Origin of the sequence: Kibdelosporangium aridum (genome assembly GCF_900176515.1) — a bacterium.
In the GTDB taxonomy this organism is placed as follows: Bacteria; Actinomycetota; Actinomycetes; order Mycobacteriales; family Pseudonocardiaceae; genus Kibdelosporangium; species Kibdelosporangium aridum.
In genome coordinates, this window is the sequence record NZ_FWXV01000006.1 from 336,171 (window position 1) to 355,632 (window position 19,462).

Below are 19,462 nucleotides of genomic sequence, written 5' to 3' on the forward strand. Positions count from 1 at the left end.
TTGGTCGTGTGCCTTGTGGCTGCGGAGTTGGGCGTCGGAGAATATGCGAAAGCCGCAGCGCTTGTCGTCGCAGGCGTACGCGGAACTAAAGGGGTAAATTATGATGTTCCGCCTTCTTGGGTCATTGGAGGTTTACGGTCCGGACGGCGCGCCGTTGCGGATAACTCAACACAAGCAACGGGCGTTGCTCTCGCTGTTGCTGCTCACCCCGGGGAACTGGGTGAGCACTGATCTCATCCATTCGACGCTATGGGTGGGTAACTCGCCACGGAACGCGTTCGGGAGTATGAAGACATATGTGTCGCAACTCCGCCGAAAACTGGCTGACGCCAATGATCCGGAAAATCGGATCGAAAGTCGTGCCGGTGGATACCGGGTGTTCGCCGATCGGCGGGAACTCGACGTGTGCCTGTTCGAGGAGGCGGCGCGGCGCGGGCGGGACGCGCTGCACGACGGCGATCCTGGCAGGGCCGTCGAACACCTCAACGCGGCGCTCGAACTGTGGCGCGGCGACCCCTTCGAGGAACTGCCCGTGGACGTCAGACAGGCCGAGACCTCCAAGTTGGAGGAACAGCGCTGGGCCGTGCGTGAGGACCTGCTGGACGCCCACGTCGCGCTCGGCCAGCATCACGTCGTCATTCCGACGCTCCGCGCGTTGACGATAGAGTATCCCACGCGAGAACACCTGTGGTGCAGATTGCTGGTCGCCCTGTGTCATTCCGGGCGGCGGGCCGAGGCGCTGGCCGCCTACCAAACTGCATATCGCTTCCTTGTCAACGAGCTCGGCATCGAGCCGGGTGCCGAACTGCGGCAACTGCACCAGCAGATGTTGGCCGGTGATGAGGTGACCGAGCCGTTCCGTCGAGACCTGCGTCAGATCCGCTGAGGACATCGGAGCAGGCCTATACCTTCCATGCACCGGCAATGAACCGTAATCGGGCAGACTGGAAATGGTCGGCAAAACTGTTCGGCTTCCCGTAGGTCGGTGGCGGAATTCGCGTGACCGAGGCGGGGAAATCGCGCGTGGCGGTGACGGTGTGCGGCCCGATCACCGCCACGCGCCTGACTTGGAGTCACGATGATCAGGCTGCGCGAGCGTGTCGACTTCGCCGAGACGGACTACGGGACGGCCCTGTTCGATGAGCTGAGTGGGCTGTACTGGCTTGTCAACTCGACGGGTGCGCTGGCATTGCGTGTGTTGTTCGACGGTGGCGACATCGACGAGGCGATCACCGCGGTGCTCGATCGCTACTTGGTGGATCGGGACACGGTGACCAGGGACGTGCACAACTTGCTTGCCAGGCTTCGCGAAGCCGGGCTGGTGACATGACGAACGTCATGTGGCCAAGAGTGGTCATTGGCGGGTATGCGTTGGTCCGGGTGGCCGATGAGGCGGCATTCTTGTGCAATGCGGATGACTGATCACACCCGCGACCGGGATCGGTGAACACGGCATGGTGGATGTCGCGGTCGTCACCGGCGCGGGCCGGGGCTTGGGCGCCGCGATCGCCGATCGGCTGGCGCGGCGGGGAATGCACGTCGTGGTCACCGACAAGGACGAGGTGGCCGCTCGGTCTACTGTGGACAATCTGCCCGGACAGGGCACGGCGTTCCGGCTGGAGGTCACCGACCCTGAAGCGAATCGGGTGGTCGCGCGGCATGCGGTGGGGATTGGCTCCTTGCGGGTGTGGGTCTGCAACGCCGGCGTGCTGTTCACTGGCGGCGTCGACGAGATCACCGACGAGGAGGTGCGACGCCAGGTCGAGGTGAACCTGCTCGGCGTGATCTACGGCTGCCGCACGGCCTTGGAGGTCATGCGGGACGGAGAGTTGTTGTGCCTGGCATCGTTGGCCGCGCATGGCCCGGTGCCTGGCCTCGCGGTCTACGCGGCGACCAAGGCGGCCGTGCTGAGCTTCTGCCACAGTGTCAACGTAGAGATGCGGGCCGCCGGCAGGGGCGTTCGGGTGCGGGCACTATGTCCGGACGCAACTGACACCGCCATGGTGCGGCAGGTGGCCGGAAGCCCTTCGTCGGCGATGTTGTTCACCGGTACGCGTTTGCTACGCGCCGGGGATGTGGCTGACGCCGCTGTGGGAATGCTCGATTCTCCCCGTGCCGTGCGCACGTTGCCCGCGTGGCGGGGTGTGCTGCTGCGAACCAGCGCCCTGGTCCCACGTCTGGCCGAACGGGCTGTACCGCTGCTGTGCAAGTACGGCGAACGGAGACGCCGACAGTTGCAGTGAGGGGAACTCGATCGTCAGTCGGCTCGGGGTGACAGGAGGCAGTGGTGGCAAAGGGGCGTCAGGGCAACCTGCCAGCTGAAGTGAGCAGCCTTGTCGGGCGCCATCGTGAGGTGGTCGAGGTCAGACGGCTGCTATCCGCTGCTCGATTGGTCACGTTGACGGGTGTGGGCGGGGTCGGCAAGACGCGCTTGGCGGTACGGGTGGCTGAGCAGGTCCGGCGGGCGTTCGTGGATGGGGTGTGGTTTGTCGAGTTGGCGGCGCTGCAGGACTCGGCCTTGCTGGCGCGCACGGTGGCCGACGCGTTGGGGATATGTGATCACTCTGCCCGGTTACCGCTGGCGGCGCTGGCAGAGAGTTTGTCGGGCAAGCAGTTGTTGTTGGTGCTGGACAACTGCGAGCATGTGCTTGAAGGGTGTGCTGAGTTGGTGGCGGCGTCGTTGGCCGCGGCCCCTGGGGTGCGGGTTCTGGCCACCAGTCGTCATGCGTTGCGTTGTGAGGGTGAACATATTTTTCCGGTGTCTCCGTTGCCTTTGCCGGATTTGCGTTATGGGCTCGTTGACGGCGAGTTGGAGCGCAATGAGGCGATGAGTTTGTTTGTGCAGCGGGCGCGGGCCGTGGCGCCGACGTTGCGAGTCGATGCCGGCAGTCGTGCGGCCATCGCGCGGATTTGTCATCGGCTGGACGGTCTTCCACTGGCGATCGAGATGGCGGCGGTTCGGGTCCGGGTGTTGACGCCGGAGCAGATCTTGCGGCGGTTGGACGATCGTTTTCAGCTTTTGGTGGTGGGTAGTCGTTCGGTGTTGCCGCGCCATCAGACCTTGCGGGCTGTGATCGAGTGGAGTTACGCGTTGTGCAGTCCGGATGAGCAGGTTTTATGGGCGCGGGTGTCGGTGTTCGCAGGTGGATTTGATCTCGAGGCGGCGCACACGGTGTGTGCTGGTGACGGTATCGGGCCGGATCAGGTGATCGACCTGGTCGACGGGTTGGTGGACAAGTCGGTGCTGACCCAGGAGCCGCACGGCACCAGACCGCGATTCCGGATGCTGGACACGCTCCGCGAGTACGGCAGGCACAAGCTACATGAACTGGGGGAGGCGGAGGTGTGCCGGCGGCATCGGGACTATTACTTGAGGCTGGCCGAGCGGAACGAGCAGGAGTGGTTCGGTCCTGGACAGGCGGACATTTTCGAGCGGACTCGGATCGAGCATGCGAATCTTCGGGCCGCGTTGGAGTTCTGTCTGAGTTGTCCGGGCCAGACGCGGGTCGGTTTGCGCCTGGCGGGGACGTTGTGGTTCTACTGGGCCGGATGTGGAGTGCTGGGTGAGGGGCGGCATTGGCTCGACCGGGCACTGGGCGCGGACACAAGCCCGAGCCGGGAACGGGCCAAGGCGTTGTGGGTCAACGGACACGTTTCCACATTGCAGGGTGATGTCACGTCCGCCGTGAAAACGTTGGAGGAGTGCCGCGATTACGCACTGCAGGTGGGTGATGAAGTCGCGTTGGCCTATGCCACCCATCGGCTGGGCTGCAACGCACTGGTCGGCGATGACCTGCCCGTGGCGCAGGAACTGTTCGAGGAAGCACAGCAGCGGTATCTGCGTCTCGGCGAGATGAACAGCAACGTGATGATGGCGTGGGCCGAACTGGCAGTCACCGCCGTTTTCCGCGAAGACCTCGACCGGGCCGCCGCCATTTGCCAGGAGGCCCGTGCGATCGTGGAGGAACATGGTGAGCAGTGGGCCCACGCCTACGTGATCTACACACAGGCCGTGATCGCGTTGAGCCGCGGGGAGCACGCTCAGGCAACGGCCCACGGACGCCACTGCCTGCGAACCTTGCGGACCTTCAACGATCTGCTGGGCGTCACCCTGGCCATCGAGGTCCTCGCGTGGAACGCCGCCGCACAGGGCATGCCGGACCGCGCTGGTGTCCTGCTCGGCGCCGCCGCCAGGATCTGGCCATCAGTCGGCTACCCTTTGTTCGGTTCCAAGTACTTCGGCGCCCCACACCAGCACTGTGAGGCTGTCACCCGCCGAGCGCTCGGTGACGTCGAGTTCGATGTCGCTTTCGGCCGTGGCATGGCGTTCACCTTCGACGAAGCCATCGCCTACGCCCTCGACGAGCGCATCTCAGCCTCCGCGCCCGCACCCATGCCGTCGCCCGCACCGCTCACTCGCCGGGAACGACAGGTCGCCGATTTGGTCGCCGAAGGCCTGTCCGACAAGGAGATCGCCACCTCACTCGTCATCGCCAAGCGCACCGCCGAAGGCCACGTCGGACGCATCCTCGCCAAACTCGGCTTCACCAACCGTACCCAACTCGCGTCCTGGGTCATCGGACAAACGAGACTGACGAACTGCCGAAGGTGACGTGAAGGGGGCGGTGCTCTTGGGACAACGCCACCTCCGGCAGCCGCCACGAACACCGCCCGCGAGAGCTGCCCGGGTCCTCCCCCGGCTTCCCGGGTCAGGCGGTGCTGTGGATCGTGACATTGCGGAGTGTCGCCCCGCCGCCCTGCACGTCGGCATTACAGATGTTGATTTGGATGACCCGGCCCTTGCCATCCGTGACGTTGAAACAGTGGATGGTCGCGTTCGCGTTGCCACCCCGGACTTCGACCGTGATGCCGCGCCGGGTCGAAGAAGTGCCGTCCGGGTTGTGTATGACGACATCCACGCCGCGCATGCTCCAGGTCGCACCCGCTCCTACGCCGCCGCAGTCGTCCCGTTGGTTCAGCGGATCCGAGACGATGTTGGCACAGAACGCATCCGCGCTCCCGTCACCAGCAGGCAAGGCCGCCACGCCGGTCACCGATCGCGAGCTGATGCTGCCGTCGCTGTGGTGGTTGACAAGCTTGACGTTCTGGAGGAACAGCCGTCCACCGTGAGCGATCGCCCAGCATTTGTTGAGCTGTTGTTCCCCGACAGGTGCACCAGGTCGATGATTGTTGCAATTCGCCTGTGCGACACCAGGAGTTTGGTTCGTAGTGACCGCGGCGAGCACCGCGTCGCCGCTCACCGGAGCGGTCCTGCGGACATAGATGTCAACGTTCTCCAGGGCCACGTTCCCACCGATGGCTCTGGCGGTGCATCTGGTGCGCTGTATCGCGATGCCGCGTTGACGCGCCAGGTCCTGTGCCGCGGCAACGTTGCCGCAGACCACGGCGCTCGAGGCGGTGCCGCCGACGATCCGGATATCCGCGTCGCCGGCCGCAGCGGGTGCGGCCGTGGATAACCCGGCGCCGAGCATGGCGGAAACCGCGAACACGACGAGCACCATGCGGGTGGGACGAGATCTGTGATTGCTCACGGCTGTTCGGCTCCTTGGCTGGGTGTCCGGCCGGGCGGGTCTTGGCCGTGGATGTCTGTCGCGGCGCCGGTAGTGAGGTCCCGCAGGGCGACCGAGAACGACCGGACGGCCGCCAGGGTGCAGTCCAAGCCTTGTGCTGCTGGGAGATCCACCGTCAGGTTGACGGCACGGACACCGTCCACCGATCCGTTGTCCGCCGCTGTGTAATCGGAAACGTCTTTCACCGTCCCAGTGGCGTGGACAGACATCACGACGTTGCCGGCCCGTTTGCACACCGCGTTGACCGTGCCCCTCGCCATCACCGAGATCGTCGTTGTCGCACCAGGCTCAAGTCCAGCCTCCCGGAAGCTCACGGTGAGGACATCGTCTCGCCAGCTGGCTTCGGCTTCGACAAAGCCTGCCGAAGCATCGGCCCGGCCGCCGGTCGTCACGGCCACGGCGAACACAACCGGAACCGCGGCCAGCCGCCGCAACCGTGTCATGGTCCGCGTCATGGGCACTGTCTTTCCCTCCCTTCTTCGTTCCAGATGGCTTGCGGATTCATCCGGCCGCTCGTTCCCACTCCTGGTATGGGAGCGTGATCACGCGTTCGCAACGGACGAACGCTGTCCCGCCTATTCCGATGCAGTGGTCGGTTCCGTCGCCTCCGTTTTCGAACCCGATGCCTTCGGTGTCCAGGAGCACGTCGTTGCCGTCGTCGCCGAAAAGTTCGTCGTTGCCCGGCCCGCCCACCAGGATGTCCCGGCCAGGTCCGCCGATGAGAACGTCGTTTCCGTCGCGGCCGAGCTGCACGTCGTTGCCCTCGAGACCACATATGACGTCGTCGCCTGGTGTTCCGCGCAAGTAGTCGGCGCCTGGTGTGCCCAGAATCGTGCACTCCAGCGGGTTCGACGGCTCGGCGGTCACCGGGAACAAGCCCGATGAGGCGACAACGACGGCCAAGAGTTGTGTCAATGGTGCTGGCATGCCTCACCTTTCGTTCGGTGTGGCCTGCGAGCCCGCCACGCATGCTCGCAGGCCACAGTGGACAAGAGCAGAGCGGATCAAGGGCTGGACAGACAGTCAATGCGCCCCGCCTGGCCCTGCCTCCTGTCCTAGCCGCCAAGCTGGATGATGACGATGTCGACGTGATCCAGCTTGACGCTTCCCCCTTGCGCGTCCGCGGCGTTCTTGCAGGCGTTGACTTGTCCGGGCGAGGCGGTGCCCTGCAGGTAGTTCACACAGCCGGCGACAGCGGTGGCGTCACCGCCGGAAATCGTGATCTTGACATTGTTGTGCGTTCTGCGTCCATGGCCCTCCTGGTCGACGAACAATGAGACATTCATCAGCTCGACCGAGCCTGCGGTGGCACGCGCGAAGTTCTTGCATGCGTTGGACTGAGGTATCTTGTTCCTTTTCGCGCTCACCTTCGCGTACGTGACGCAGCCGCTGAAAGCGGCGGCGTTGCCTCCGTGAATGTCGATTTTCACGTCGTTGAAGGTTCCGCTCTGGGTCGCGCCTGCCGGGCTGGATAAGCCGCCCATCGCGAAGACTGTTGCGACTGTGATGATCGCGCCGCGCCATGCGCGGCCCACGCTTCGACTCATGAGGTGCCCCACGGGAATGACCTTCTCTCTTGAGAGAATAAATAATGTTCGTGGAATGACGTACGAATAAGCTAAAATCTGCGGCGGCCGACTTGGCGGCCACCATCTCCCGACATCTCGCGACTAACTTTCGCGGGTCTAATACTTATGCCTGACAGCCGGCGTTCGGCAATATCGAGCGGTGGCGCTTACTGGACAAAGGTCACTTCCGGCCATCGGGCGCCGGAGTGGACTGCGGAATGTGCAGCCGCACGGTACAGCCGGACTCCCCAGACCGGATCTCGACAAGGTCACTGATCTGGCGGACGAGCCACAGGCCCTCACCGGGTTCCGAGTGCGGGGTGGGTGGAAGGTGACCGAGGAAGGGGTCGGCGCACCGCCGAAGGGCACATCCAACGGGTCCTGGTGAAACTCGGTTTCACCAAACGGACGCAAGTCGCCGCGTGGCTCAACAGCCGTCGTGGTTAGCGGGTGGCGTGAAGTCGGCGTTGGCCGGTATGCGTCAGCGGCCGGGGTTGACGGGGTGTCGTTGTTGATTCTGGGCTGGTGGGCGGCGAGGCGCAGTGGTCGCGAAGGGGGAATCTTCCGGCGGAACTGGGCAGCTTTGTGGGGCGTCGTCAGGAGATGGCCGCCGCGAGACAGCTGTTGTCGTCGACGCGGTTGCTGACGTTGACCGGTCCGGGTGGGGTGGGCAAGACCCAGCTGGCGTTGCGGGTGGCCGGGCAGGTGCGGCGGGCGTTCGCGGATGGTGTGTGGCTAGGGGAGCTGGAGGCGTTGCAGGATCCGGGACTGTAGACGCAGGCGGTGGCGGATTACCTTCGGGACAAGCAGGTGCTGCTTGTTTTGGATCTGCCATCGGCTGGACGGGATGCCGTTGGCGATCGAACTGGCCGCGGCCTGGCTGCGTGTGCTGCCGCCGCAACAGCTGCCGCGGCGGCTGGATGACCGGTTCCGGCTGCTGGTGGGGGTAGCCGCGCTGCCCCGCCACCAGACGTTGCGGGCGACGATCGACTGGAGCTTCGATCTGTGCACGCCGGAGGAGCAGGTCCTGTGGGCGCGGGCGTCGGTGTTCGCCGGTATGCGTTGTACGCGCTTGTCCTGGCCGAGTTTCCTCAGGGCGAGTTCGAGCAGGCGACTACGCATGCGCGGGAATCGTTGCGGCTCAAGCAGGCCTTCAACGACCTCGTGGGTATGGCGGTGGTCGTTGACGCGTTGGCCTGGATCTCCGGCCGCGGCCGGAGATGGGGAGCGGGCGGCGGTGTTGCTCGGCGCCGTCCAGCAGCTCTGGGTCTCGACCGGCGGCCAAGCCCAGTTAGGTTCCCCGAACTGGGCCGTCCCGCACGAGGTGTGCGAGCGGCAGGCCCGCCACGTCCTCGGTGATCGTGCCTTCGACGCCGCCTTCGCTCGCGGTGCCGAACTCGGCCTCGAGGAAGCGGTCGGCTACGCGCTCGGCGAGGAACCGGAGCCCACCACCGAGGCACCTGCCGCGACGGGCACCGCGGAGGGGTCGTTGACCCGGCGGGAACGCCAGGTTGCCGAGCTGGTCGCCGAAGGGCTGACCAACAAACAGATCGCGGACAGGCTGGTGATTGCCCAGCGCACCGCCGAGGGCCATGTCGAACGCGTCCTGGCCAAGCTCGGTTCACCAATCGCGTCCAGATCGTCGCATGGATGACTGAACAGCGGGGAACCCGGGGCACGTGACAACCCGCAGGTCGAGCCGGACATTCTGTAACATCCCAGCCGAAACCACCAGCTTCATTGGTCGCCGCCGACAGGTTGCCGACGCCGTCCGGTTACTGCGCCAGGGACGGTTGCTGACCTTGGCCGGTGCCCCCGGCATCGGCAAGACACGGCTGGCCCTGCGGGTCGCCGCGCACATGCGCGCCAGGTTTCCCGACGGTGTGTGGCTGGTCGAGCTGGCCGCCTTGTCCGACGTCGGGCTGCTGGACCAGTCGTTCTTGGATGTCCTGGGACTTCAGTGCCGACCGGGACAGTCCGTGCTGGACACGCTGCTGGAGTACCTGGCGGACAAGGAAATGCTCCTGGTCGTCGACAACTGTCACCATCTGCTGGACGCTTGCGTGAGCCTGGTGAGCAGGCTGCTGGCGACAGCGCCACGGCTGCGGGTGCTGACCACCAGCAGGCAGGTGCTCAGGGTGACAGGGGAGCGTGTCCTCGATGTACCGCCGCTGTCGACGCCGGATCCCGATTCGCCGACGACGGCGAGGGCAACGTCCCGATATGAGGCCGTACGACTATTCGCTGATCGTGCCAAGCTTGCCCGGCGGGGCTTCACGGTCAACAAAGACAATCGGACGGCAGTCGCCCGGATTTGCGAGCGGATGGGCGGAATACCACTGGCCATCGAACTCGCGGCGCTCCGCGTTCGCGCGCAGTCACCTGAGCAGATGTTGAACGGCCTGAGCGACTACTTCGAATTCCTCGTCGGCGGAAGCCGGGTCGCCATGCCCCGCCTGGAACCCTTGGGTCGTGCTATCGACTGGAGCTACGACCTGTGCTCGTTCGGCCAGAAGACGTTGTGGGCCCGCTTGTCGGTGTTTCCCTGCGACTTCGACATCGAGGCCGTCGAGGAGGTCTGCGCCGATGCGGGCCTGCCGCGCGTCGAGGTGCTGGACCTGGTGACGGAATTGATGGAGAAGTCGATCCTGACCAGGAGCGACGGTGTCGGTGTCATGCGGTACCGGATGCTGGAGCCCATCCGGCTGTACGGGATGGACAAGCTGCGCCGGGCGGGTGAGGAAGCGGCGATGTGCCGGCGGCACCGGGACCATTACCTCGGTCTTGCCGAGCAGGGCGTGCCCGACTGGTTCGGTCCTCACCAGTCGGAATGGTTGAACCGGCTGCGAATCGAGCACGCGAATCTGCGGACGGCACTGGACTTCTGCCTCAGCGAACCAGGCGAGGAACTCCTCGGTCTGCGCATGGCCAGCGCGCTGTGGTTCTACTGGACGGCCAGCGGCCTGCTGAAGGAGGGACGGCGCTGGCTGGACCGGGCTCTCTCGCTCAATCCGCAGCCGACGAGGATGCGGGCCGGGGCGCTCTGGCGCGATGGCCGGATCACCGTCTTCCAGGGCGACGTACCCGCAGCCGTGTCCAAATTGGAGGAATGCCGGACCTTGGCTCAACAGTTGGGGGACCTGCAGGCGCTGGCGTACGGTACCCAGATGCTGGGCGTGGCCAGCCTTTTCGGTGGTGATCTACCGCGAGCCGCGACACTGCTGGAGGAGGCGGTGGCCCGCCATCACGCCAATCGTGAGCTGACCAGCACAGCGTTGCTCGCCAGTCTCCAGCTCGCCCTGACACGCGCCTTTCAAAGCGATCTTGACGGAGCGGTCGACCTCTGTGAGGAGTGCCTCACGGTCAGCGATGCGCACGGGGAGACCTGGGCTCGCTCCTACGCGCTGTATGTCCTTGCGTTGGTAGAGTGGCGGAGAGGCAAGTGGATGGAGGCCACAGCTTGTGTGTGTGACTGCCTGCGGCTCAAGCGAACCTTCCGCGACATCGTCGGCCTCACACAGGCACTCGAGCTGCAGGCGTGGATCGCCGCGGGGGCCGGTAACCACAACCTGGCAGCCGTCCTGCTGGGGGTCGCCCAGCGGTACTGGCCGACGTTCGGCCTGCCTCTGTTCGGGTCCGAGTACTTCATAGCCCACCACAAGACCTGCGAGTCGCAAACCCTTGGCGCCCTGGGGAAGGAGCGATTCAGTGCGGCCTTCCGGCAGGGCAACCGGTTCACCCTCGCGCAAGGCGTCGCCTTCGCACTCGCAGAGAAGACGGACAGCTCTCAGCTGACATGACAGTTCGGCATTCGCCTCCGCTTTGGGAAGTGGCGGGTCAGGGAATGCCGTGACCCTGGAAGAGCTGATGGGCTTTGGTCCAGGCGCGGCGGCCGGTTCGCTGGCCGAGTTTGCGGGCCTCCTCGTCGCCTTCCTCCAGGTGAATGCCGCCGTAGCGGCGGGAGATGCCGGCTTCGTCGGCGGCGGCGCTGAATGTTGCCCAGGACAGGGTGATGTCGGTCGCCGGTGTGATGCCGGGTTCGATTTTCGAGGAACCGGCCCGGACGGTCGCGGTGAGCCCGAACCTGTCGCTGCGGGTGAACGCCTTCAGCACCTCCGCCGCGGCGGCGCTGAAGGTGGAGTGCCCGGAGGTGAACTCGGCGAACGGCGGGGTAGGGAAGAACGTTGGCTGGTATGGCTTCCAGGTGCCGCCGTCGATCGTCCGGGTGCCGAGGCCGGGGCCCGCCCAGGCCCGCACCTGCTGCCCACGCAACAGCAACCGCACGGCCGTGATCGGCCGGACCGAGTCATAGAAGCGTTTGTTGTCCCAGGCGCCGATGCTCGCGTCCAGCAGCGCGTTGGTCAGTGTGAAGAACAGCTTGACGTCCTCGTCCAGGGTGTTGCCGTCTCGGTGGGACACGAACTGGGCGAACAGGCACCAGTGGCCCGGGGGAGTCTCGCTGCGGGGGCCGTCCGCCCAGTATTCGGCGATCGCCTTGTGCCGGTCGGTGAGGTTGGCGCTGATTGTGAGCATCTCGCGGGCCTGCCGTTGGTAGGCCTTCTTGTCGAAGATGGCCGGGCCGGTGGGGCTGCGTAGTTCATCTCCGGACTTCAGGGCGAACGGTGCGACCTTGCCCCAGTGCGGTGCGAGGAAGCTCTGTGTGACGTGTCGGCCGGACTGGTCGGTGAAGACCAGCGGTTGCCATTTGTTCGGGTCGCGGACCGTGGCGGGGTCGATGGGGGCGGCCACGGTCATTGGAGCGTTGATCGGGCGGTAGCCGGTGTAATCGGTGTACGGGCCGGGTGCGAGATCGCCGAGCTGATTGGCGCCGTCGTGGTGCCGGAAAGCCAGTACCGCGGCGCAGGCGGTGACCCCCACGCCTGCGGGGCTGGTGGGATCGGTCGGGTTGTGCAGAGGGTCGTAGCCGAGTTGCCGCATGAGGTCGGCGAATTGCTGGCTGCCGCCCGGGTACAGGTCGACAGCGGCTCGGTAGGCGGCGAAGCTGATCGCTTCGTTCTTGTTCGCCAAGGTGCGTTCGCGGGGTGGCCGGCGTAGTTGCCCGCCCAGCCGGGTGCCGACCGCCCTGTCGTCGTAGGCGGCCCAGGCGTCGTAGGCGCAGGTGTGCACGATGGCCAGGGCGCGGGCAACCATCGGCGGCCCAAGGGTGCCATCACGGATGGCTTGCAACAGTGCCTCGTTCCAGCGCACAATCTCGCTGTCGGTGGTGTCAGTGTTCACGGCATGTGACACAGGCGCGCTCGGAACGAGATTTGCTGCAGCCGTTATGGTGACGGCGGCCGCCACCAGCCAGCGGCGGACGAAAACACGTGTGGGCATATCAACGCCCTCCTCGAAGTTACCTTTTGTGTGAAAAGGCGTGCTCCTGCCTCGTCGGATTCGGAATCCGACGAGGCGTAGTGTGAACAATGAAGAGCGGATGGTGTCGCGGTAAGGCGGCGGTACTACGCCCGTCCGGCGAACCAACGCTGGTTCTTCTTGTACTTGTCGCAGTACTCGGTCACCACGTACGCGCCGTCTGCGCGATCGGAACGGTAGACACCCATGCACATATCAGTGGCCGGGTTGTAGAAGACGTGGTCGCCGTGTCCCACCCCGGTGATGTGCCATCGCTGCGTCACCCGGTAATGGTCACAATAGTGGAGTACGAGATACGCGTCGTAGGCCCCGGTCACATCCAGGCATTTGTCGCTGTATCCGTGGCGGACGAGATACTCGTCGCCGCCGTAGTAGTCACCGGTCCAGATCTGGCTGTAGCGCCGGTGGTCGCACCGGCGCTGCACGACGTACGTCTTGTCTGGATTGGTGGCCACCCTGGTGTCGTTGTACTTGACATCCAGGCACTTGTAACTGTTGCGGTTGATGATCCTGTGCGGCGGTACCGCGAATGCCGCCACATCGGCCGCCCCGGCCCGGGCTTCAGCCGCGGACGCGGCGGGACCGGCGAACGCGGTGATCCCACCGGCTAACAGTGCGCATACCGCACCCAGGGTCGCTCGAGTCAGAATTCTTCTTGCCCTCCCGGTCATGAGCTCTCCTCCATTCAATGGTCAAGTCGGAAAGTAGTCAGGAACTAAGGCGACGACGTAGAATTCCCTCCAAGGGACGCGAGAGTGAATCCCGACGAGGGAAACAGAGGCGACTATTCTGGTCATACGACCGGGGAGGTTTCAAGGCCATGCGATGGCGTCTTGCGGTCAATGTCATTCTTCAGACATTTCGTGTTTTATAGAACCACGATGTCTCACGTCGCAAATTGTTGGTCATCGGGAGTCAGAAAAGGCAGGGTGGATCGCCATGATTGTCTGATGTTCCATCAACCCATCGAATGGTGATCCTGACTCGATCAACGGGTGCCGGATGCCTCGCGGTCCGCTGGCCGGGGGGATGATCTAACGTCTGCGAGTATGACGTCGATGTGGGGATCGCCCATCGCTGAGCGGGCGCGGGGCTGGTGGCGGGCGCGGCGGGATCCGGGCCAGGCCAAGTTCCTGACCATGGACTCGCTGCGGTGGGTGTTGCGCAACCGGGCCTACACGCCCTGGTACTTGGTCAGGTACTGGCGGCTGCTGAAGTTCCGGCTGGCGAACCCGCACATCATCCTGCGAGGCATGGTGTTTCTCGGCAAGAACGTCGAGATTCACTGTCGGCCGGGGTACGGCCGCATGGAGATCGGCCGGTGGGTGCACATCGGGGACGGCAACGCCATCCGGTGCCACGAGGGGTCGCTGCGGATCGGCGACAAGGCGGTGTTCGGCCGCGCAAACGTGGTGAACTGCTACCTCGACATCGAGTTCGGTGACGCGTCGCTGGTCGCGGACTGGGTGTACATCTGCGACTTCGACCATGTCACCGAAGACATCCACCTGCCGATCAAGGACCAGGGCATCGTCAAGGCACCGGTGCGGATCGGCCCGGACACGTGGATCGGCACCAAGGTCTCGGTGTTACGCGGCACCAGGATCGGCCGTGGCTGCGTATTGGGCGCACATTCCGTGGTGCGAGGGGACATCCCGGACTACGCGATCGCCGTGGGTACACCGGCGAAGGTCGTGCGTGACCGCCTGGCCGATTACGAAGCCAAGGCCGAGCGCCGGGCCGCGATCGCCGATATGGACCGCAAGGCACGCGAGGCCGTGCGCAAGATCCTCGAGGATTCTTAAGCTGACCAGCCGATCACCGAGAGCGTCTTTTGTGGACCCCCGAGCTCATCGGCCTGGGTGGGCACCCACAGTGTCGCGGATCTGCGCGCCCAATTCGGAGTCGGCGGCCCGTGCGCAGTGCGCACAGCAGTAGAAGCGGCCGGCCACCTCGACACCGTGGCCGAGGATCCGGCATTCGCAGTGCTCGCACAGCGGGGCGAGCCTGGTGACCGCACACTCGAAACTGTCGAAGGTGTGCACGTCCCCGCTGGCCGTGCGTACCTCGAAGGTCATCCAGTAGTCGTTCCCGCACACGTCGCAGGTCGCCATCGGGCACACCTCCCATGCTGGGTTGTCCCGGTACCTGTCCACCCTGTGCTTCGAATGACGTAGCCGCAACTGTCCCGGTCTGACGTCTCGTGGTCGATGACGAGATTGCGCCAAGCCACTAGCTTCGCTTTGCCTCGAGTGCGTATGCGATGGCCTCGTCGGTGGTGAGGCGGGTTCCTTCGCGGAATGCGACGGCGAACGTTTCGTCTCCGAGTGACTGGCGGGTTTGTTGCTCGCACTGGTGGTTGGACGGCGCCAGATGCCTGAGCGTGGCCGGTAGTACGCCGGTGGACCGCCAGATTGGGTCGGCTGCCCCGAACAATCGGGCGGCACGTCTGTACTGTCCCTCGGCTGCCGTGATCCAGGCCAGTATCTCGATGCTGTGGACCAGGCTCCACCGGTTGGACGGTTGGTAGATTCGGATGCATTCGTGAATCAGCCGGCCGGCTGCCTGCCTGTCGCCGGTCAGCCATCGACTGATCGCGAGCCCCCACAATGCCCAGGACCTGGACAGGTGGGCGCGGGTATGTGAGAGGTCCAGGCACTCCTTGCCGAGGTCGACGGCACGCACGGGTTCTTCGAGGATCGCGATCATCCCGGTCAGTTGGAGCAGAGTGATCCAGACGCCACTCCGGTCGTCGACCCCGCGGAAGCAGGCGAGCGCCTCTTCGAGGAGCATGGCCCCGCCTGGAACGTCGTCCTGGAAGAACGTGGCCAGGCCTGCGACTCGGATGGCGTGGCCGAGGGCGGATTCGTCGTCGAGCCTCTGTGCCAAGCGGCGGGATTCCTCGGTCATCGACAGCGCCGCGGCGGTGTCGGCCTCGTCGGCACAGACGGCTTCGGCCGCGTCCAGGTCGAACCCGCCGATGAACTCGGACAGCCGAGCCCACCCCTTCTTGCTCCTCGACCGAGCACAGGTCGAAGCTCCAGTCGATCGTGGCCCGCAGCGTCCGCAGGCGGGGCACCGAGACCCGGCTGCCCTCCGCCAGGAACTCGAAATAGTCGTCCAGCCGGCGCAGAATCTGGTGGACCGGTAGCGCCCGCACCCGGACCGCAGCCAGTTCGATGGCCAGCGGGATGCCGTCCAGTCGATGGCAGATCCGGGCGATGGTATCGCGGTTGCCGGCATCCACCCGGAAACCCGGCAGCGCGGCCGCGGCCCGCTCGCCGAACAGGCGCACCGCCGCATACCGCGTCGGCAGGCTCCTTACCTGGGTCAGGTCCGGCATGGGCAGCGGCGCCACCGCCAGAAGGTGCTCGCCAGCGGCTCGCAGCGCGTGTCTGCTGGTGGCCAGGACCCGCAGGTCCGGCGCTGCGCGCAGGAACTGGTCCACCAGGATCGCGCACGCGTCCACCAGGTGCTCGCAGTTGTCCAGCACCAGCAACAGCCGTTTGTCCGCAAGGTGGTCTGCAAGCGTGTCCAGCTGTGGCCGGGCCGACTGGTCCTGGATGCCCAGGACGTCGGCGACTGCTTGGAGCAGCAGCTTGTCATCGGTCAGCGCCGCCAGTTCGACCAGCCACACACCGTCCGGAAACCGCTCATGCAATTGCTGCAATTGCGCGGCTACGCGCAGGGCCAGTCGAGTCTTACCCACCCCAGCGACCCCGGTCAGCGTCACAAGGCGGGCGGTGGACGGCAGGCGCTTGGCTTTGGTGACTTCTCCCCGTCGGCCGATGAAACTGGTGGTCTCGGCAGGAAGATTGCCTTTCAGCCGACGCGACCTGGTGCCGGTCATGGCAGGTCGATGCGGTTGCCGTGTGCGCCTGACACAGAATCGAGAATGCTGCGTGCCCGACTCTTTCGGCAGGGGCCAGTGCCGGCGGACTCTCGCCAGCGGCCACAAGATGCCAGCGTGTGCCGCACCACTTGGGCTCGCCGGCGCTACGGTGGGCTGGCTTCGGATGACACGGGCATCGAGGTTTGAGTCATGGTCGTAAAGCCGCCGCAGGGCAATCTCCCTGATGACGTGTCGAGTTTCGTCGGCCGCACCCGGGAGGTCGCCTCGGCGAGGCAGGTGTTGTCGGGGACCCATTTGCTGACCCTGACCGGTCCCGGTGGGGTGGGCAAGACGCGGCTGGCGCTGCGCATCGCCGCCAAGGTGCGCAACGCGTTCCGGGATGGCGCCTGGCTGGTTGAACTGGCCGCGCTGGAGGATCCGGACCTGCTGGTGCAGGCCATCGCCACGCCACTGGGAATCAGGGACTGGTCGTCCCGGCCGACCCGGGACGTGCTGCTGGACTACCTGGCGGACAAGCACATCCTGCTGGTGCTGGATAACTGCGAGCACCTGATTGATGCCTGCGCGAACTTCGTGCGAACCCTGCAGGGCGTAGCCCCTGAAGCGCGGGTATTGGCCACTAGCCGCCGGTCGCTGCGGATCCAGGGCGAACGGCTCCTGTTCGTGCCGCCGCTGTCGCTACCGGACTCCGCCCGCATACCGCAGCCGGACGAACTCGACCAGTACGAGGCGATCAGCCTGCTGAGCCAGCGAGCAGCGGCCGTGAGCCCCGGCTTTACCCTCACTCCCGACACCATCCCGCCTGCGGTCCGGCTCTGTCGGCGACTGGACGGGATACCGTTGGCCATCGAACTTGCCGCCGTGCGGTTGAGGACGCTGTCGATCGAACAACTGCTTGCCGGCCTGGAACGCCGCTTTGATCTGGTCACCGACGCAAGCGGCACGACACCGCCTCGCCATCAGACCCTGCGGGCGACCGTTGACTGGAGCTTCGACCTCTGCTCACCCGACGAGCAACAGTTGTGGGCCCGGACATCGGTGTTCGCCGGGGAATTCGACCTCGACGCGGCAGAGGGCGTCTGCTCCGGTGACGGCATCGCCCGTGAGGAGGTCGTCGATCTCGTTGAGAACCTGGTGGACAAATCCATCCTGACCCGGACTGACCCCCCGTACAGCCAATGCGCGCGGTACCACATGCTGGACACAATTCGTCGGTACGGACAGGAAAAGCTCCGGGCCGTCGGCGAGGAGCGACGGGGGCGGCAGCGGCACCGCGATTGGTACCGGCACTTGGCTGAGCAGGCCGCGGCGGAGTGGTTCGGCCCGAACCAGGTGCAGTGGGTCGCCCGCCTGCGCGGCGAGCACACCAACCTGCGGGCAGCCATCGAGTTCTGCCTCGCCGAACGGAGTGGAGTCCAGGCCGGGTTGCGGATAGCCGGAGCGCTGTGGTGCTACTGGATGCCGTGCGGGGTCCTTGCGGAAGGGCGGCAGTGGATCGACCGCCTGCTCCCGCGGGACCCCGAACCGACCTGGGCACGCGGCACCGCGCTGTGGGTCTACAGCTGGGCAGCCTCCCATCAGGGCGAACCAGCCGCGAGTCGGGCCAGTGCCGAGCAGAGCCGCAAGCTGGCCGAGCAGTTGGGGGACAAGCAGATGGCGGCTTACAGCCTCCAGGTGGCCGGGCTGAGCGCGCTGAGCAGCGGCGATCTCGCGGGCACGCGGGCGTTGTGCGCCGAGGCGTGGCGCCGCCACTGCGCCCTCGGTCATGTTGCCAGCCCAGCGGTCATGGCACTGATGCAACAGGGTTTCGCCGCGTCGCTGCAGGGCGACTTCGACCAGGCCGTCGATTACGCCGAGGAGTGTGTGCACATCACCAGGGCACACGGCGAGCACTGGACCCGCTCATGGGGGCTCGTCGTGCTCGGCCTCGCCCTGTGGCGCCGGGGTGACCATCGGCAGGCGATCGCGCCACTGCGGGAAAGCATCGCCATCAAGCGCACCCTCCATGACCTGTTCGGTCTCGGTATGGCGGTGGAATTCCTCGCCTGGTCGCTGACTTGTACCGGCCACCACGAAGACGCGGCCCAGCTGTTCGGGACCCTCGAGCGCATCTGGCCGTTGGTCGGCGTCCCGCTGATGGGAATCCAGCCGCTCGCCGATCACCATCGGGAGAACTTGGCGAAAGCCCGTGCCGCCCTCGGTGGAGAAGCTTTCGGCTCCGCGTTCGGAACGGTCGCGGGGATGGATCCATATCAAGCGCTCGACCAGGTACTGCGCGGAGAAGCCACCCGGCGAGACACTCCACCGAAGCGCGAAGACCGGCTATGGTCACCATTGACACGCAGGGAGTGGGACGTGGCCCTGCTGATCGCCGAAGGTCTGTCGAACAAGGACATCGCCGCCAGATTGGTCATCGCGCAGCGCACTGCCGAGGCACACGCGGAACGCATCCTGGCCAAGCTCGGCGTGACCTCGCGCGCTCAGGTTGCCGTCTGGGTCATCGAACGACAGGCCGCAGGCTAGCTACGGCCAGCGCTCAGCGAGGCCTACGCCAGACATGGCGTCCTCCTCGCCGCGCATCTGCCTGAGCAGGGTCTCGTTGTCGTAATAGATGCGCTCGGCGACGAGTTTGCTCGACTCGTCTCCCTCTCCGAAGAGATAGAAAGCGGCCACTTCCACCGAAACCGGCAGGCCCTGGGGCGCGACTCCGCAGTACTCGCCGCGGTGCGTCCCAGAGATCGTCACCTCACGCACGGATGCCCCGAGGGTGTCGTACTCGCCGGTGACGATGACCCGAAAGTCCGGGATGGCCGCTTCGATGATCTGGTAGAAGTCCTGGACACCCTGGAATCCGGGGTAACGGGTGCTGAAGGGGACGACGTCGTAGTACGCCCGCTCGTCCTTCAGAAAGGTCTCATATACGCGCGCCCAGTCATGCTCGTTCTCGCCTCTGATGTGCTCGTCGATCGTCCGGCGTTGGGCGGCGATCCGTTCCTGGTCGGTGATGGCCATGATCGCTCTCCTGGTTTACCAACCGTTTCAGTTTTTCATCGCCGGTCTTTGCCGGGCAACCG

At 65.5% G+C, this 19,462-nt stretch carries 17 protein-coding genes and 2 pseudogenes; 9 read left to right on the plus strand and 10 right to left on the minus strand.

Going from position 1 to position 19,462, the window contains the following annotated elements; genetic code table 11:
• Positions 1 to 100 precede the first annotated feature (100 nt).
• From B9C43_RS32030 to B9C43_RS32045, 4 genes are all read left to right on the plus strand, one after another.
• Positions 101 to 886, plus strand: coding sequence for an AfsR/SARP family transcriptional regulator (locus tag B9C43_RS32030; protein ID WP_084430584.1), 786 nt, complete (start codon positions 101 to 103; stop codon positions 884 to 886).
• 192 nt (positions 887 to 1,078) lie between these two features.
• Positions 1,079 to 1,330, plus strand: a complete 252-nt coding sequence (locus tag B9C43_RS32035) for a lasso peptide biosynthesis PqqD family chaperone (RefSeq protein WP_033380490.1) — start codon at positions 1,079 to 1,081, stop codon at positions 1,328 to 1,330.
• Positions 1,331 to 1,454: 124 nt separating this feature from the next.
• Positions 1,455 to 2,243, plus strand: a complete 789-nt coding sequence (locus tag B9C43_RS32040; RefSeq protein WP_033380489.1) for an SDR family oxidoreductase — start codon at positions 1,455 to 1,457, stop codon at positions 2,241 to 2,243.
• A 44-nt stretch (positions 2,244 to 2,287) separates the two neighbouring features.
• Entirely contained in the window at positions 2,288 to 4,612 is a 2,325-nt protein-coding gene (locus B9C43_RS32045) for an ATP-binding protein (RefSeq protein ID WP_200825790.1), read from the plus strand.
• A 97-nt stretch (positions 4,613 to 4,709) separates the two neighbouring features.
• Here B9C43_RS32045 and B9C43_RS32050 read toward each other — a convergent pair whose 3' ends face one another.
• From B9C43_RS32050 to B9C43_RS32065, 4 genes are all read right to left on the minus strand, one after another.
• Positions 4,710 to 5,552: a hypothetical protein gene (locus B9C43_RS32050; RefSeq protein ID WP_143446745.1), complete on the minus strand. Its 843-nt coding sequence runs from the start codon at positions 5,550 to 5,552 to the stop codon at positions 4,710 to 4,712.
• Positions 5,549 to 6,034, minus strand: a complete 486-nt coding sequence (locus tag B9C43_RS32055) for a hypothetical protein (RefSeq protein WP_143446746.1) — start codon at positions 6,032 to 6,034, stop codon at positions 5,549 to 5,551. Before B9C43_RS32055 ends, B9C43_RS32050 begins: the two co-directional genes overlap by 4 nt.
• A 58-nt stretch (positions 6,035 to 6,092) precedes the next feature.
• A complete protein-coding gene (locus B9C43_RS32060) occupies positions 6,093 to 6,518 on the minus strand; it encodes a calcium-binding protein (protein ID WP_051894826.1) in 426 nt (141 codons plus the stop codon).
• A gap of 128 nt (positions 6,519 to 6,646) precedes the next feature.
• Positions 6,647 to 7,126 carry a hypothetical protein gene (locus tag B9C43_RS32065; RefSeq protein ID WP_033380482.1) on the minus strand — a complete coding sequence of 160 codons (480 nt, stop codon included), beginning with the start codon at positions 7,124 to 7,126 and terminating at the stop codon, positions 6,647 to 6,649.
• A gap of 636 nt (positions 7,127 to 7,762) precedes the next feature.
• Here B9C43_RS32065 and B9C43_RS58770 point away from each other — a divergent pair.
• The 3 genes and pseudogenes from B9C43_RS58770 to B9C43_RS32075 form a co-directional block, all read left to right on the plus strand.
• Positions 7,763 to 8,216: pseudogene (locus B9C43_RS58770) on the plus strand (hypothetical protein); the annotation flags it as partial.
• Between the two features lie 63 nt (positions 8,217 to 8,279).
• Positions 8,280 to 8,813: a helix-turn-helix transcriptional regulator gene (locus B9C43_RS58775; protein ID WP_235039005.1), complete on the plus strand. Its 534-nt coding sequence runs from the start codon at positions 8,280 to 8,282 to the stop codon at positions 8,811 to 8,813.
• 139 nt (positions 8,814 to 8,952) lie between these two features.
• Positions 8,953 to 10,959: an ATP-binding protein gene (locus B9C43_RS32075; protein WP_235038972.1), complete on the plus strand. Its 2,007-nt coding sequence runs from the start codon at positions 8,953 to 8,955 to the stop codon at positions 10,957 to 10,959.
• 37 nt (positions 10,960 to 10,996) lie between these two features.
• Here B9C43_RS32075 and B9C43_RS32080 read toward each other — a convergent pair whose 3' ends face one another.
• Positions 10,997 to 12,397, minus strand: a complete 1,401-nt coding sequence (locus B9C43_RS32080; protein WP_200825791.1) for a vanadium-dependent haloperoxidase — start codon at positions 12,395 to 12,397, stop codon at positions 10,997 to 10,999.
• A gap of 224 nt (positions 12,398 to 12,621) precedes the next feature.
• Positions 12,622 to 13,206, minus strand: a complete 585-nt coding sequence (locus B9C43_RS32085; RefSeq protein ID WP_084430589.1) for an RICIN domain-containing protein — start codon at positions 13,204 to 13,206, stop codon at positions 12,622 to 12,624.
• Between the two features lie 378 nt (positions 13,207 to 13,584).
• Between B9C43_RS32085 and B9C43_RS32090 the strand changes: the two genes are divergently transcribed.
• Positions 13,585 to 14,340: an acyltransferase gene (locus B9C43_RS32090; RefSeq protein WP_033380474.1), complete on the plus strand. Its 756-nt coding sequence runs from the start codon at positions 13,585 to 13,587 to the stop codon at positions 14,338 to 14,340.
• A 45-nt stretch (positions 14,341 to 14,385) separates the two neighbouring features.
• On the opposite strand, the gene B9C43_RS32095 is transcribed toward B9C43_RS32090, so the two are convergent.
• From B9C43_RS32095 to B9C43_RS60230, 3 genes and pseudogenes are all read right to left on the minus strand, one after another.
• Entirely contained in the window at positions 14,386 to 14,649 is a 264-nt protein-coding gene (locus B9C43_RS32095; RefSeq protein ID WP_084430590.1) for a Prokaryotic metallothionein, read from the minus strand.
• 118 nt (positions 14,650 to 14,767) lie between these two features.
• Entirely contained in the window at positions 14,768 to 15,445 is a 678-nt protein-coding gene (locus tag B9C43_RS58780; protein WP_084430591.1) for a hypothetical protein, read from the minus strand.
• A gap of 586 nt (positions 15,446 to 16,031) precedes the next feature.
• Positions 16,032 to 16,682 (minus strand): annotated as a pseudogene (locus B9C43_RS60230) (AAA family ATPase); the annotation flags it as partial.
• Here B9C43_RS60230 and B9C43_RS32110 point away from each other — a divergent pair.
• The gene (locus B9C43_RS32110) at positions 16,578 to 18,911 is read left to right on the plus strand and encodes an ATP-binding protein (protein WP_084430592.1); all 2,334 of its coding nucleotides are present in this window, start codon (positions 16,578 to 16,580) and stop codon (positions 18,909 to 18,911) included. The pseudogene B9C43_RS60230 and the gene B9C43_RS32110 sit on opposite strands and share 105 nt — an antisense overlap.
• Here the strand turns inward: B9C43_RS32110 and B9C43_RS32115 are convergent, their stop codons facing one another.
• Positions 18,912 to 19,400: an ester cyclase gene (locus tag B9C43_RS32115; RefSeq protein ID WP_084430593.1), complete on the minus strand. Its 489-nt coding sequence runs from the start codon at positions 19,398 to 19,400 to the stop codon at positions 18,912 to 18,914.
• Between the last annotated feature and the right edge of the window lie 62 nt (positions 19,401 to 19,462).

Coding starts and splice junctions, on each gene's coding strand:
- B9C43_RS58775 (WP_235039005.1), top strand. CDS start 8,280: ATGCGCGGGAATCGTTGCGGCTCAAGCAGGCCTTCAACGACCTCGTGG.
- B9C43_RS32030 (WP_084430584.1), top strand. CDS start 101: ATGATGTTCCGCCTTCTTGGGTCATTGGAGGTTTACGGTCCGGACGGC.
- B9C43_RS32110 (WP_084430592.1), top strand. CDS start 16,578: ATGGTCGTAAAGCCGCCGCAGGGCAATCTCCCTGATGACGTGTCGAGT.
- B9C43_RS32060 (WP_051894826.1), bottom strand. CDS start 6,518: ATGCCAGCACCATTGACACAACTCTTGGCCGTCGTTGTCGCCTCATCG.
- B9C43_RS58780 (WP_084430591.1), bottom strand. CDS start 15,445: ATGACCGAGGAATCCCGCCGCTTGGCACAGAGGCTCGACGACGAATCC.
- B9C43_RS32095 (WP_084430590.1), bottom strand. CDS start 14,649: ATGGCGACCTGCGACGTGTGCGGGAACGACTACTGGATGACCTTCGAG.
- B9C43_RS32035 (WP_033380490.1), top strand. CDS start 1,079: ATGATCAGGCTGCGCGAGCGTGTCGACTTCGCCGAGACGGACTACGGG.
- B9C43_RS32090 (WP_033380474.1), top strand. CDS start 13,585: ATGACGTCGATGTGGGGATCGCCCATCGCTGAGCGGGCGCGGGGCTGG.
- B9C43_RS32115 (WP_084430593.1), bottom strand. CDS start 19,400: ATGGCCATCACCGACCAGGAACGGATCGCCGCCCAACGCCGGACGATC.
- B9C43_RS32085 (WP_084430589.1), bottom strand. CDS start 13,206: ATGACCGGGAGGGCAAGAAGAATTCTGACTCGAGCGACCCTGGGTGCG.
- B9C43_RS32055 (WP_143446746.1), bottom strand. CDS start 6,034: ATGACACGGTTGCGGCGGCTGGCCGCGGTTCCGGTTGTGTTCGCCGTG.
- B9C43_RS32040 (WP_033380489.1), top strand. CDS start 1,455: ATGGTGGATGTCGCGGTCGTCACCGGCGCGGGCCGGGGCTTGGGCGCC.